The 13,759-nt window shown below is 65.5% G+C and carries 10 protein-coding genes; 9 read left to right on the plus strand and 1 reads right to left on the minus strand.

All coding sequences use genetic code 11. From position 1 onward, the window contains the following. The first annotated feature begins 27 nt into the window (after positions 1 to 27). From zwf to FN835_RS07675, 4 genes are all read left to right on the plus strand, one after another. Positions 28 to 1,479, plus strand: a complete 1,452-nt coding sequence (gene zwf / locus FN835_RS07660; RefSeq protein ID WP_142662629.1) for a glucose-6-phosphate dehydrogenase — start codon at positions 28 to 30, stop codon at positions 1,477 to 1,479. Continuing rightward, positions 1,476 to 2,150 (plus strand): 6-phosphogluconolactonase, encoded by a 675-nt coding sequence (pgl, locus tag FN835_RS07665; protein ID WP_142662630.1) that lies wholly within the window; start codon positions 1,476 to 1,478, stop codon positions 2,148 to 2,150. The genes zwf and pgl overlap by 4 nt, the downstream gene beginning before the upstream one ends. Positions 2,151 to 2,157: 7 nt before the next feature. Next, on the plus strand, positions 2,158 to 3,762 hold the full coding sequence (gene pgi / locus FN835_RS07670) for a glucose-6-phosphate isomerase (RefSeq protein ID WP_142662631.1): 1,605 nt from the start codon (positions 2,158 to 2,160) through the stop codon (positions 3,760 to 3,762). Positions 3,763 to 3,889: 127 nt separating this feature from the next. Further along, positions 3,890 to 5,176, plus strand: coding sequence for an O-acetylhomoserine aminocarboxypropyltransferase/cysteine synthase family protein (locus tag FN835_RS07675; protein ID WP_142662632.1), 1,287 nt, complete (start codon positions 3,890 to 3,892; stop codon positions 5,174 to 5,176). 51 nt (positions 5,177 to 5,227) lie between these two features. On the opposite strand, the gene FN835_RS07680 is transcribed toward FN835_RS07675, so the two are convergent. Continuing rightward, a complete protein-coding gene (locus tag FN835_RS07680; protein ID WP_142662633.1) occupies positions 5,228 to 6,010 on the minus strand; it encodes an SIMPL domain-containing protein in 783 nt (260 codons plus the stop codon). A gap of 200 nt (positions 6,011 to 6,210) precedes the next feature. On the opposite strand from FN835_RS07680, the gene FN835_RS07685 reads away from it, so the two are divergent. The 5 genes from FN835_RS07685 to FN835_RS07705 all read left to right on the plus strand — a co-directional run bounded on the left by FN835_RS07685 (position 6,211) and on the right by FN835_RS07705 (position 13,750). Then, a complete protein-coding gene (locus FN835_RS07685) occupies positions 6,211 to 9,237 on the plus strand; it encodes a hypothetical protein (RefSeq protein WP_142662634.1) in 3,027 nt (1,008 codons plus the stop codon). Next, a complete protein-coding gene (locus FN835_RS07690; protein WP_142662635.1) occupies positions 9,238 to 11,151 on the plus strand; it encodes a cation:proton antiporter domain-containing protein in 1,914 nt (637 codons plus the stop codon). A gap of 63 nt (positions 11,152 to 11,214) precedes the next feature. Next, positions 11,215 to 12,729: an Asp-tRNA(Asn)/Glu-tRNA(Gln) amidotransferase subunit GatB gene (gatB, locus tag FN835_RS07695; protein ID WP_142662636.1), complete on the plus strand. Its 1,515-nt coding sequence runs from the start codon at positions 11,215 to 11,217 to the stop codon at positions 12,727 to 12,729. Beyond that, complete coding sequence (locus tag FN835_RS07700; RefSeq protein WP_142662637.1) at positions 12,729 to 13,163, plus strand: hypothetical protein; 435 nt, start codon at positions 12,729 to 12,731, stop codon at positions 13,161 to 13,163. Before gatB ends, FN835_RS07700 begins: the two co-directional genes overlap by 1 nt. 74 nt (positions 13,164 to 13,237) lie before the next feature. Next, the gene (locus tag FN835_RS07705) at positions 13,238 to 13,750 is read left to right on the plus strand and encodes a DUF4177 domain-containing protein (protein ID WP_142662638.1); all 513 of its coding nucleotides are present in this window, start codon (positions 13,238 to 13,240) and stop codon (positions 13,748 to 13,750) included. Positions 13,751 to 13,759 lie beyond the last annotated feature (9 nt).

Here is a 13,759-nt window from a genome sequence, read left to right on the forward strand (position 1 = left end):
CGCCAGATCAGCGATGAGGAGAGCTTGATGGTTTCACGCATCATTCCGGTTGACGACTTCGACCTTGTGATCTTTGGCGCAACGGGGGATCTGGCGCATCGCAAGATCCTGCCGGGCCTTTATCGCCGCTTTGTCGCGGGGCAGGTGCCCGCCACGGCCCAGATCATCGGGGCCGCCCGCACCAAGCAGGACGATGAGGCGTTTCGCGCCGAAGCCAGGGCCGCTATCCAGGAATTCGCGGGCAAAGGCGACGATCTTTCCCAGCTTGACGATTTCCTGCGCCATCTGGCCTATGTCGCGATCGACGCACGCGGCAGCGACGGATGGGACGAACTCAAGGCCCGCATCCGGCCCGAGGGCGTGCACGCCTTCTATTTCTCGGTCGCGCCGGCGCTGTTTGGCGATATTGCGCAGCGTCTTGCCTCATACGGGATTGCCGATACCAACAGCCGCATTGTCGTCGAAAAGCCCTTTGGCCGCGATCTTGCGACCGCGCGGGCGCTGAACCAGACGCTGGCGCAGCATTTCGCGGAAAACCAGATCTACCGGATCGACCATTATCTGGGCAAGGAAACCGTCCAGAACCTGATGGCCGTGCGGTTTGCCAACATGCTGTTCGAACCGCTGTGGAACGCGCAATATGTCGATCACGTCCAGATCACGGTGGCCGAAACCGTGGGTGTCGGCGGGCGCGGCGAATATTACGACCATTCGGGCGCGATGCGCGACATGGTCCAGAACCACATGATGCAGCTTCTGTGCCTGATCGCGATGGAGCCGCCCTATCATTTCGACCCCGACGCCGTGCGGGACGAAAAGCTGAAGGTGATCCGCGCGCTTGAGCCGCTGGAACCGGGCGACATCGTGCGCGGCCAATATCAGGCGGATGGAGACGAACCCGGCTATCTGGCCGATGCGGGCAATCCGCAATCTCGCACGGAAAGTTTTGTCGCGCTCAAGGTGCGCATCGCGAACTGGCGCTGGTCTGGCACGCCCTTCTATCTGCGCACGGGCAAGCGGCTGCGGGCGCGGACCAGCGAAATCGTCGTGACCTTCAAGGCGCCGCCGCATTCGATCTTTGACGAAAGCGACGGGCCGCGTTCCAACCAGCTTGTCATCAAGCTGCAACCGAACGAAGGCATGGATCTGACCGTGATGATCAAAGAGCCGGGCCCCGGCGGGATGCGTCTGGTGCAGGTTCCCTTGGACATGAGCTTTGCTGACGCGCTTGGCGAAAACGGCACGGACATGCCCGACGCTTATGAACGTCTGATCATGGACGTGATCCGCGGCAACCAGACCCTGTTCATGCGCGGGGATGAGGTCGAGGCGGCATGGGCATGGACCGATCCGATCATCGCCGATTGGGAGGCTGGATCGAAACGCCCCGAGCCTTATGATCCCGGCTCAAGCGGCCCGGATGAGGCGCTGCGCCTGCTGCATCGCGACAACCGCCGCTGGAGGGAGATTAGGCCATGACGCTGGAATTCGTCGAATACCCCGACCGCGAGATGTTGGCGCTGTCGCTGGCCAGCAAGTTGGCGGGCCAGTTGGCGCAGCACCTGCGTACCAATGAAACCGCCAGTCTTTGCGTGCCCGGCGGCACGACGCCCGCCCCGGTCTTCAATTCGATGTCGGGCAGCGAACTCGACTGGTCGCGCGTCACGGTATTCCTGAACGACGAACGCTGGGTCGATCGCGAACACAACCGCTCGAATTCCCGGCTACTGCATCGCCATCTGCTGACCGGCAAGGCCGAGGCGGCGAATTACATCGACCTTTATACCGGCGATGCCGAACCCGAGGCGGCGGCCGAGGGTCTGTCGGAACGCATCCGCGACCAGCTGCCGATCACCGTCCTGCTGCTGGGCATGGGCGCGGATATGCATACGGCCAGCCTGTTTCCCGGTGCGCCGGAAACCGCGCTGGCCTTGGCCTCGGATGCGCCGCTCGTCATGGCCGTGCGCGGCCAAAGCGATGAGCCGCGCATCACCCTGACCGCGCCCGCGCTGTCCAAGTCGATCAACACCCATCTGATGATCACCGGCGCGGAAAAGCGTGCGGCGCTGGAACGTGCCCAGACGCTGGACGCAAAAGACGCGCCGATCCGCGCCTTTCTTGGCGATATTACCGTGCATTGGGCAGAGTGAGCATTACATGACCAACATCTGGGACCGTCTGGCCGAACATCGCAGCGCACAGGGCGCGTTGCGCATCGAAGCCCTGTTCGACGCCGATCCGAACCGTGCCGAAAGCTGCTCGACCGCGGCTGACGGCCTGGTCCTCGACTGGTCCAAGACTGCGATTGATGCCAAGGCGCGCGACCTGCTTCTGGAACTGGCCCAACCCGTCGCCGCCCGTCGCGATGCCATGTTCGCAGGCGACCGCATCAATGAAACCGAGGACCGCGCGGTCCTGCACACTGCCCTGCGCAATCTGCAAGGCTCGGTCACGGTCGATGGGCGCGACGTGATGCCCGATGTGCGCGAAACCCATGCCCGGATGCGCGATTTCGCGACCCGCGTGCGTAATGGCGGCTTCGCGGGGCAGGGCGGTAAGATCACCGATGTGGTCAATATCGGCATCGGCGGGTCGGATCTCGGTCCGGCCATGGCCGCGCGGGCCCTGTCGCCGTGGCATGACGGGCCGCGGGTGCATTTCGTCTCGAACGTGGACGGGGCCGACATCGCAGATACGCTCAAGGCGCTGGATCCCGCGACGACGCTGGTGATCGTCGCCTCAAAGACCTTCACCACGATCGAGACGATGACCAATGCCGCAACCGCGCGGGACTGGATGGCGACCTCGGTCACCACGCCCGCCGCGCAATTCGCCGCGCTGTCATCCGCGCAGGGCAAGACCGCGCAATGGGGCATCGACGCCGACCGCGTCTTCGGCTTCGAGGATTGGGTCGGTGGCCGCTATTCCATGTGGGGGCCCATCGGCCTGTCGCTGATGATCGCCATCGGCCCCGACGCGTTCGAGGATTTCCTCGCAGGCGGTCTGGCCATGGACACGCATTTCCGTAATGCACCTGCCGACCGGAACCTGCCCATCATCCTTGCGCTGGTGGGCATCTGGCACCATCAGGTCTGCGGATACGGCACGCGCGCCGTGCTGCCCTATGACAACCGCCTTGCGCGTCTGCCCGCCTATCTCCAGCAGCTCGAAATGGAATCGAACGGCAAGCGCGTAGCGATGGACGGCAGCGATCTGACCATCCCCTCGGGTCCGGTGATCTGGGGTGAGCCGGGGACGAACGGCCAGCACGCCTTCTACCAGCTGATCCATCAGGGCACGGCTATCATCCCCTGCGAATTCATGATTGCCGCACGCGGCCATGAACCGCATCTGGCCCATCACCACCTGCTGCTGATCGCCAACTGCCTTGCGCAGTCCGAGGCGCTGATGCGCGGCCGTTCGCTGGACGAGGCCCGCGCGCTGATGCAGGCTAAAGGGCTCGCGGGTGCTGAACTGGACCGTCAGGCGCGCCACCGCGTCTTCCCCGGCAACCGCCCTTCGACGACGCTGGTGATGCAGGAACTGTCGCCCTTCGTGCTGGGCCAGATCGTCGCGCTTTACGAACACCGCGTTTTCGTCGAAGGCGCGATCCTCGGCATCAACAGCTTCGATCAATGGGGGGTTGAGCTTGGCAAGGAACTGGCGCTGAAAGTCGCGCCGCTTCTGGATGGGGGTGCGACCCCAGGCCATGATCCTTCGACCGAACATCTGGCGCAACTGATCCGGCAGATGCGCGACTGAACTCTTCTTAGTTCTGCAAATACCCATTCGCCGCCGCGCCGCCCGCCCGGCGGCGAATATTTTTCTTAAACGTTGCAACATGTCCGGCTTGCCCTAGTCTCAACCCCGACATCAGGGAGGAAGGGTTATGTCCGAGAACTGGGGCTTTGACACCAACGCCATCCATGCGGGCGCAGCGCCGGATCCGGCGACAGGCGCGCGGCAGGTGCCGATCTATCAGACCACTGCTTACGTCTTCCAGGACGCCGCCCATGCCGCGCGGCTGTTTGGCCTGCAAGAGGTGGGCTATATCTATTCCCGCCTGACCAATCCCACCGTTTCGGCGCTGCAAGCCCGTATTGCCGCGCTCGAAGGGGGGGCTGGCGCAGTCTGCTGCTCCTCGGGTCATGCGGCGCAAATTCTGGCGCTGTTCCCGCTGATGGGACCGGGCCGGAATATCATCGCATCGACAAGGCTTTATGGCGGAACCATCACGCAGTTCAGCCAGACGATCAAACGCTTCGGCTGGGGCGTGAAATTCGTCGATCTGGACGATCTCGACGCGCTGCGCGCGGCGGCGGATGACGACACCCGCGCGATATTTTGTGAATCGATCAGCAACCCCGGCGGCTATGTCACCGATATTCCGGCAGTGGCCCGGATAGCTGACGAACTGGGCCTGCCGCTGATCGTGGACAACACGCTGGCCACACCGTCGCTTTGCAAGCCGATCGAGATGGGCGCCACGCTGGTTGTCCACAGCCTGACGAAATACCTGACCGGAAACGGCACGGTCACCGGCGGCGCAGTTGTGGATAGCGGGCGCTTCGACTGGTCTGCATCCGACAAGTTTCCCAGCCTGTCGCAGCCTGAACCCGCCTATCACGGGCTGACGTTTCACAAGACCTTTGGCAATCTTGCCTTTACCTTCCACGGCATTGCCATCGGCTTGCGCGATCTGGGCATGACCATGAACCCGCAGGCCGCGCATTACACGCTCATGGGGATAGAAACCTTGGGCCTGCGCATGGCCCGACACGTCGAAAACGCCCGCATCGTGGCCGATTGGCTGGAGAGTGACAGCCGCGTCACCTCGGTCACCTATGCGGGGCTCGCGTCCTCGCCATGGTATGAAACGGCGCAGCGCGTCTATCCCAAGGGGGCAGGGGCGCTGTTCACCTTTGCGATCAAGGGCGGCTATGACGCTGCGGTGAAGCTGGTCGATCACCTGCGGCTGTTCAGCCATGTCGCCAATCTGGGCGATGCGCGTTCGCTGGTGATCCATTCGGCCTCGACCACGCATAGCCAGTTGACGGATGCGCAAAAGATCGCGGCAGGCGCGGGGCCGGACGTGGTGCGGCTGTCCATCGGGATCGAAGACCCTGCGGACCTGATCGCGGATCTGGATCAGGCATTGGCCGCGGCCACCGCATAGCGAAAGCGGCGGGGGAATACCCCGCCGCCCTGTTCTGGATCAGTGTCCCGATCAGTTCTGGCCTTCGGGTGTCGCGCCCTCGGCAGGCAGCAGGTCGAACACGGCGGTGACCTGCGCGGAAACCCCCAGCTCGCCCGCCTCGATGGGCGTGGCATCGGCCTTGGCTTCGGCGCGCATCGCCATCATCGGGCGCGGACCTTCGACGATGGGGGTGTCCGACAGGGCGCGCAGCGCGCCCAGACGCATCCCGGCAGCCTTAGCCATCTGTTCGGCGCGGCGGCGTGCATCGGTCACGGCTTCGGCGCGGGCCGTGTCCTGCGCTTCGGTCATGTCGTCGCGGCCAAAGCTGATGCCGCTGATTTCATTGGCGCCCGTGGCGACCAGCTTATCCAGCGCGGCGCCCAGATTGGCCAGATCGCGGATGCGCACGGTCACGCTGTTCTGCGCCGTATAGCCCACCAGTTTCGGGGCCTGACCATCGGCATATTCCATCTTGGGCGACAGGTTCAGCCCCGAGGTCTGGATGTCCCGCGCCTCGACCCCGTCGGCCTTCAACGCGTCGATGACGGCCTGTTGACGCGTGGCGTTTTGCGACATCGCTTCGGCTGCGGTCGTGGCCTCGGTCGAGACGCCGACATTGATCGTCGCCATGTCGGGCTGCGCGGTCGATTGACCCTGACCCGAGACGGTCAGCTTGGCGTGATGCGGCATGGGCTTGTGTCCCTGATGGGCCGGTGGCGGCGGTTCGTTCGGTGCGGGAGCCTGGGCCAGCACCGGCGCTGCTGCCAGCATGGCAAGCGTGGCGACCGTGGCAAGGGGTCTCAGTCGGGACATGGTGATCTCTCTCTCGTTCCTGCGGCTTGGGGTTGGTGCCGCAACCTGTTGTGGTTGAACCGATATAACCCGGAAAGCCACCCACGGCTCCGTCACAATGCGGTGTTTTGCTTTTCACGGGTCGCGTTCTGCGGTAGTCCATAACTAACCATAAAAGAAGTCGCGCCCCGGCGCCCGGAGCAGCAAGGCAGTGCCTACCGATGTCGCTTGATTCCGTTACCGAATATGCCCTGTCGTTCAGCGGGGATGCGGTCCATCTGCAACAGCGCCAACGGGCGTCGGCGGTGGGGACGCAAGCGCGTCAGCAGGCATGGCGGCATCTGGGATCCGTCGATTTCGACGAGCCGTCGTTTCGCGATGCGCTGGCCCGTCTGCGCGTCATGGCCACGGGCGAGGAAGGCGATGATCCGCTGCCCGTCACGATGGTCATTCCCGATGATCAGATCCTTTACACGACGCTGACCGTCGCGCCCTCGGTCGATCGCCAGCATGCGGTCGGGCGGGCGCTGGACGGGCTGACACCCTATGCCATTGATGAGCTGTCCTTTGACTGGCAGGGCGATGGCGACACGGTGCGCGTGGCGGCGGTCGCCCGCCAGACCCTGCGCGAGGCGCGCGATTTCGCCGCGCAATACGGTTTTCAGGGCGATGCCTATTGCGCCGACCCCAATGAGGAGCTGTTTCCCGGCGAACCCGTCTTCGTGCTGGACCCTCCCGCGCGCGCGCGGCCCGTGGTCGATCCTGCGCTGGCCGGGGTGACGGCGGCGGAACTGATGTTCAAGGACGACCCGGCCCCTGAGCCTGCGCCCGCGCCCGCCGAAGCTAAGGCCGACGATCCGGTGACCCCAGCCGAGGTGAAGGCCGAGGATCTGGAACTGCCTTCCGAACAGGCCGAGCAGGCGGCGGATGCCGCGCTGCCCGAAACGGCATCCGACACTGCCAAGGAACCTGCCACGGAAACGGCCTTCTCTGCCGATCCGGTGGCCGATGACAGGACGCAGGCTGCGCCCGTCGTGCGTCACCCGCCAGTTGCGGGGGCGGCGCCCAGCCCCGAGATGAACCCGCGCGCCCGTGCCATCCACGAACGCGCAGCCGAGGCGCGGCAGTCGCGTTCCGCAGGCGCGGCCCCCGCAGCACCGCCGCATCGCGTGGCCGCAGGCTATCGCGGCGGTCTGGCCGGTCTGGTCGGGATGCTGGCCGCGCTGGTGGTCGGACTGGTGCTGATCTGGGCGTTTGTCGTCCCCGACAGACAGTCGGCGCAGATCGTAGCCGCCAGCGAAAATCAGCCCGCGCCTGCTGCGCAAACGCCCGCTGCGCCCGTCGAAGATGCGCCCGCCCCCGAGGCGGAGCTTGCCACCGATCCCGTCGAGACTGCCCCGATCGAACCCGCCGAGCAGGCCGCTTTGCCCGATACTTCGCCCGCGCAGGTCGAAGCGGACCCCGTCGCGTTGCCTGACCCGGTCGAGGAATTTGCGGACGAAAACCTTGCGCCCCCCGCACCGCCGATTTCGGCGCTGACCGAGGCCGAAGCGCGTCGCGTCGTCGTGGCCGCCGCCGCAGTTGCTGCAGCCGTGGTCCCGCCGCCGGGATCGCGTGCACAATCGGTTCTGCCGGTAACGGCTGAACCTGCGCCCGAACCCGCGCCAGCACCCATCGCTGCCGCTGTGCCTGCACCGGCCCCAGTCGTTCAGCGTCCCGCCACGGCAACGCCCGCAGCCAGCCCCGCGCCCCGTGCGGCAACCGCACCGGTTGCAACGGCCGCTGCCAGCACCGCAGCGCAGCGCCCGGTGGCGACGCGCCCGGCCGCGACCGCGCCGCGTGCTCCGCAGTCACAACGCCTGACCAGCTCGGCCCGCCCGCAACTGGCCCCGCGCCGCAGCACGCCCCAGACGTCCGAGCCGCGCGTGGATGCCGCGCCCCGCCTGCCGCAGAACCCGCTGCCCTATACGGCCAGCCAGCGTTCGTCGCAGCCCGTGCGCAGCGCCCGACCGCCTGCCCGCAACCGCGCCGTCGCGGTCGAAGCGGCGGTGCAGGAAGCCGTGCGCGAAGCCCCCCGCGCCGCCGCAACCCCGGCAGCGACCCAGACCACGACCCGCGGTTCGGCCCGTCCGCCGCAGCGTCCCGAAGGGTCGGCCCCTGACCTGATCCAGCCGGAAGGTGACGGACTGGCCCCCGACGATCATGCGCTGCTTGACCTGCTTCGGCGTGATCTGTCGCGGCTGGGGCCGGCCGATCCCGCGTTCGATGGCGATGCGGCGTCCGTGCAGCTTGCCGATGCAAGGCCGGTCCCGCGCCCCGCACGGGGCGGCACGGCCAGCGATGCCGTCTCACCCTCGGCGGTGCAGAATGCGCTGCGCTCTGCGACGGCCGCTCCGCCAGACCGGCCAGCTCCCGGCCCTGAGACGGCAGCAGCGCCCGCCCGCGATCCGGGCGGGCTTTTGCGTGGCTCGGCCCGTCCGAACCTGCGCCCGCAATCCGGTGGTGCAGGCGTTTCGGCGGGCGCGGTCGAAAGCGCCGTCGCCGCCGCCGTCGAGGCCGCCCCGGCATCGCCCGGTGGCGTCCGGCTGTCGGCCCTGCGGTCGTCCCCGCCGCCGCCGCGCCGTTCGGACGCAGCCCCCGCCACTGCGCAGACCAGCGACCGGCCCGATCCCGCGCCCGAAAGCGCCACCGCCCCCGAGGCGCGTCCCGAAGTCCCCGCTGCCGCCACGGCCGCCGCAGCGCAGGGCCCAAGCGAGGCCGAGATCGCAGCTCGTCGTGCACTGGACGAACAATTGCAATCGCAGGCCGAGGCGCGCATCCGCGCCCGCGCGCAGGCAGATGCCGCTGCCGAAGCGCAGGCCCGCGCCCAAGCCGAAGCCCGCGCCCGCGCACAGGCCGAGGCCGAAGAGCGCACCGCACGCGCCCGTCGTCAGGACTATAAACCACCGGAAATCGACAACGAGCCCGAGATTGCGGCCAATACCCTGCGTGGCGGGACGACCGCCGCCAATGTCGCGAAATCCGCGACGCAATCGCGGGCAATGAACACCAGCCGCACCACGATCATCGGCATCATCGGTGCGGGCGACGCCAGCCGCGCGCTGATCCGGCTGCGCAACGGCAAGATCGTCACGGTTCGTCTGGGCGACAGGATCGACGGCGGCACGATCAATTCCATCGGTGATGGAAAGCTGACCTATGTTAAATCTGGTCAGCAGCGTGAACTCAGGATGCTGGACGGCAGGTAAATGGAATCCTTCCTGCTGATTGCCACGGTCTATCTGATGACCATGGTCATCGCGGTGCCGCTTTCGGCACGGCTGGGGCTTGGGTCGGTGCTGGGCTACCTGATCTCGGGGATCGTGATCGGCCCGGTGCTTGGTTTCGCAGGCAGCGAAGGCGAAATGGCCGATCTGCAGCACTTTGCCGAATTCGGCGTGGTGATGATGTTGTTCCTGATCGGGCTGGAGCTAGAGCCGCGCGCGCTGTGGCAGATGCGCAAAAAGCTGATCGGGCTGGCCGGGATGCAGATTCTTGGCACGGTCGCGCTGCTGGCGCTGGTGGCGATGGCGCTGAACCAGACATGGCAGGTGGCGCTGACGCTGGGGATGATTCTGTCGCTATCCTCGACGGCCATCGTGCTGCAGACGCTTTCGGAAAAATCGCTGATGCAGACCGCAGGTGGGCGCAGCGCATTCGCGGTGCTGCTGACGCAAGACATCGCGGTGATCCCGATGATCGCGCTGATGCCGCTTCTGGCCACCAGCGTCGTCGCCGGGGCCGAGGGCGAACATGGCGGCGCGGCCTTCATGCACACGCTGCCCGGCTGGGCCGCCACGCTGGTGACGCTGGGCGCGGTGGGCGCCGTCATCGGCATCGGGCAATATCTGATCCGTCCGGCTTTCCGCTATGTCTATTCGGCGCGGCTGAATGAACTGGACACAGCGCTTGCGCTGCTGATCGTCGTGGGCATCGCATCCCTGATGGAGGTGGTGGGGCTTTCCCCCGCACTTGGCACGTTCCTGGCGGGCGTGATGCTGGCCGGGTCTGAATTCCGGCACGAGCTTGAAGGCCAGATCGCGCCCTTCAAGGGCCTGCTGCTGGGCGTGTTCTTCATCACCGTCGGCGCGGGGATGAACTTCAAGATGCTCTTCGACATGCCCGTGATCGTGCTCAGCGTCACCTTTGTCGTCATCGCGATCAAGGCGCTGGTGCTTTACATCATCACCCGTGTCACCGGATTGCACGGCAGGGACCGCACGCTGTTCACGCTGTCCTTGGCGCAGGCGGGGGAATTCGGCTTCGTGCTGATCTCCTACGCCGTGTCTCTGGCTATCCTGCCACGGGACCTGGCGCAGGGTTTTCTGCTGGTCATCGCGCTGTCCATGCTGGCAACGCCGCTGCTTTTCATCCTGTCCGATTTCATCAGCCGCCGCATCGCCGAAGAACGCGCCGACCTGCCCCCGGACGAGATTGCCGAACAACAGCCCATCATCATCGCAGGCGTGGGCCGCTTCGGGCAGGTGGTGAACCGTCTGGTCACCATGTCCGGTTTCCAGACGACTGTTCTGGACCACGATCTGAAGATCATCCAGCTGATGCGACGCTTCGGCTTCAAGGGTTATTTCGGTGATCCGACCCGCCCCGAGATCCTGACGGCGGCGGGTCTGGACAAGGCGCGCATCATCGTTGCCGCGCTGGACGATACCGAGGCGAATCTGCGCCTGATCCGCTATGCCAAGGAAAAGCGCCCCGACATCATCGTGATCGCCCGCGCCCGTGATCGGGTCAGCGTGTATCAGCTTTATGCCGCCAAGGCCGACCACATCGTGCGCGAAACATTCGACAGCTCGCTGCGCGCGGGCCGCTATGTGCTGGAGCATCTGGGCATGTCGGAATACGAGGCATCCGAGCTTGAAACGGTGTTCTATCGCATGGACCGCGCCAGCCTGCGCCAATTGGCCGAAGTCTGGAAACCCGGTGTCCCGCTTGAGGAGAATGCCGAATATGTCCAGCTTTCGCGCGAACTGAACCGCCAGCTTGAAAACGCGCTGATGGACCGTTTTTCCGACGGCCCAAGCGCCGGTCCGATCATTGCCGATGACGAAGAACCCGAACATGGTCTGGTCCGTCAGGGCCGACCCGGCGGCAGACGGAACTAGGCGGTCTTGCTTGGCGCGGCTCAAGCGCCTAGAAGGCTGGGCAAGTTTTCAAGGGAAATGCCCATGCTTGACCATCTGACCTATACCGCCCCGGAACCCAAAGTCATTCAGGGTGCCAAGCAGGATTGGGAGCTGGTCATCGGGCTGGAAGTTCATGCGCAGGTCGCCTCGAACGCCAAGCTGTTCTCGGGTGCATCCACGGGCTTCGGTGCCGAACCCAACAGCCATGTGGCTTTCGTTGATGCCGCCATGCCCGGTATGCTGCCCGTCATCAACGAATTCTGCGTGGCTCAAGCCGTGCGCACCGGGCTTGGCATCAAGGCCGGGATCAATCTGCGCTCGGCCTTTGACCGCAAGAATTATTTCTATCCCGACCTGCCGCAGGGCTATCAGATCAGCCAGCTTTATCACCCCATCGTGGGCGAGGGCGAGGTGATCGTGGACATGGCCCCGGGTGTCGCCCGCCGCGTGCGCATCGAACGCATCCATCTGGAACAGGACGCGGGCAAGTCGATCCACGACATGGACCCGAACATGTCCTTTGTGGACCTGAACCGCACCGGCGTCGCCCTGATGGAGATCGTCAGCCGTCCCGACATCCGCGGCCCCGAGGAAGCGGCGGCCTATGTCGCGAAACTCCGCCAGATCATGCGTTATCTGGGCACCTGCGACGGCAATATGCAGAACGGCAACCTGCGCGCCGATGTCAACGTCTCGGTCTGCGCACCCGGCGCGTATGAGCGTTATCAGGAAACGCAGGATTTCAGCCATCTGGGCACGCGCTGCGAAATCAAGAACATGAATTCGCTGCGCTTTATCCAGCAAGCCATTGAGGTCGAGGCCCGCCGCCAGATCGCCATCATCGAAGATGGCGGCAAGGTCGTGCAGGAAACCCGGCTTTACGATCCCGACAAGGGCGAAACGCGGTCGATGCGCTCCAAGGAAGAAGCGCATGATTACCGTTATTTCCCCGATCCCGACCTGCTGCCTCTGGAAATCGAACAGGCATGGATCGACGGCATCGCAGCCGACCTGCCCGAATTGCCGGACGAGAAAAAGGCACGCTTCGTCAAAGCCATGGGCTTGTCGGAATATGACGCAGGCGTGCTGACCGCCGAAGTCGAGAATGCCGACTATTTCGAAGCCGTGGCGCAGGGGCGTGACGGCAAGATGGCCGCGAACTGGGTCATCAACGAGCTGTTCGGCCGCCTGAACAAAGAGGGCCTGACGGTCGAAACCTCGCCCGTGTCGGCAGCCCAGCTTGGCGGCGTGATCGACCTGATCGCCTCGGGCGACATCTCGGGCAAGATCGCGAAAGACCTGTTCGAGATCGTCTGGACCGAAGGCGGCGACCCCGCCCAGATCGTGGACGCGCGCGGCATGAAGCAGGTCACCGACCTTGGCGCGATCGAGGCGGCGGTCGATGAAATCATCGCAGCCAATCCCGGTCAGGTCGAAAAGGCCAAGGCCAACCCGAAACTGGCGGGCTGGTTCGTGGGGCAGGTGCTGAAAGCCACCGGGGGCAAGGCGAACCCGGCAGCGGTCAACGAACTCGTGGCGAAAAAGCTGGGGCAGTGATGCCCCGGTCCATCGGCATCCTGCGCGGCGGCTGGGGTCTGACCGGCCTGCATCTGGTCTGTTTCATGTTCTTTCTGGGCGTGTTCGGCACGGCCAATTCGATGCTCCATGTCCTGCCGATCCCGCTGATCCTGTGGGCGCTGCCCTTGGTCGCGGCGGTCCTGATCGGGGTGGCTGCGGTGGGCGTCGGCGATCGGGCGCTGGACGGGCCATCGCGCATGGCGCTGGCGATCCGGCTGACGCTGATCCTGCTTGCGGTTGGGGTCGGGCTGACCGCGGCAGGCCGTGCCTTGGGCAATGCCGATCTGATCGTCTACGGCTTTGCGGGCAACCCGGCTTTGGGCCGTCTGCTGGCACCCGGCGCGGCGCTGATGCTTCTGAACCTTGCGGGGCTTTGGCTGGGTGGCCGGATCGCGCTTTCCGGCACGCGCTGAAACTTGACCACCTTTCCTCTGGTCAGACAGCGATTTGCGGCCTATCCCAGCAATGGAACAACAGGAGCGACGCCATGCCCGCCTATGAATATTCCGTCATTCCCGCCCCCGTCCGGGCCGAGAAGGGCCGCGGCGCCAAGTCGGGCGGCGAACGCTTTGCTGCAACCCTCACCGCGACCCTGAACGATATGGCGCAAAGCGGCTGGGAATATGTCCGGGCCGAGGTGCTGCCCGCCGAGGAACGCTCTGGCCTGACCAGCCGCACCACGGTTTATCACAATCTGCTGGTGTTCCGCCGCGCGCTCGGCGTCGATGAACTGGCCTATGAGCCGCAGGAACCGGCCCATATCACGCATCAGCCCACACCAACCCCGGCCCCGCCGCCTGTCGCCGCTCCGATGGCCTCGGAACCCGAACCCCAAGATACCGCACCGGATCTGCCCGAGCCCGTCCGCGCGCCGTTCAGCCAGCCCATGCGCGCCATGCCCAAACAGCAGCCGCAGGCCCGCGTCAGCGAACCGCCGCTGACCGCGCCGCCGCAACCGGCGACCCCGCTTGGCCCGCGCCTTGGTCCGGCGAACCGCTAAGCGTTTCTC

Source organism: Paracoccus laeviglucosivorans, assembly GCF_900182695.1.
Classification (GTDB): domain Bacteria; phylum Pseudomonadota; class Alphaproteobacteria; order Rhodobacterales; family Rhodobacteraceae; genus Paracoccus; species Paracoccus laeviglucosivorans.

Bases quoted from the DNA above. Each gene is read 5' to 3' on its own strand.
- zwf (WP_142662629.1), top strand. From the start codon at position 28: ATGGTTTCACGCATCATTCCGGTTGACGACTTCGACCTTGTGATCTTT.
- pgl (WP_142662630.1), top strand. From the start codon at position 1,476: ATGACGCTGGAATTCGTCGAATACCCCGACCGCGAGATGTTGGCGCTG.
- pgi (WP_142662631.1), top strand. From the start codon at position 2,158: ATGACCAACATCTGGGACCGTCTGGCCGAACATCGCAGCGCACAGGGC.
- FN835_RS07675 (WP_142662632.1), top strand. From the start codon at position 3,890: ATGTCCGAGAACTGGGGCTTTGACACCAACGCCATCCATGCGGGCGCA.
- FN835_RS07680 (WP_142662633.1), bottom strand. From the start codon at position 6,010: ATGTCCCGACTGAGACCCCTTGCCACGGTCGCCACGCTTGCCATGCTG.
- FN835_RS07685 (WP_142662634.1), top strand. From the start codon at position 6,211: ATGTCGCTTGATTCCGTTACCGAATATGCCCTGTCGTTCAGCGGGGAT.
- FN835_RS07690 (WP_142662635.1), top strand. From the start codon at position 9,238: ATGGAATCCTTCCTGCTGATTGCCACGGTCTATCTGATGACCATGGTC.
- gatB (WP_142662636.1), top strand. From the start codon at position 11,215: ATGCTTGACCATCTGACCTATACCGCCCCGGAACCCAAAGTCATTCAG.
- FN835_RS07700 (WP_142662637.1), top strand. From the start codon at position 12,729: ATGCCCCGGTCCATCGGCATCCTGCGCGGCGGCTGGGGTCTGACCGGC.
- FN835_RS07705 (WP_142662638.1), top strand. From the start codon at position 13,238: ATGCCCGCCTATGAATATTCCGTCATTCCCGCCCCCGTCCGGGCCGAG.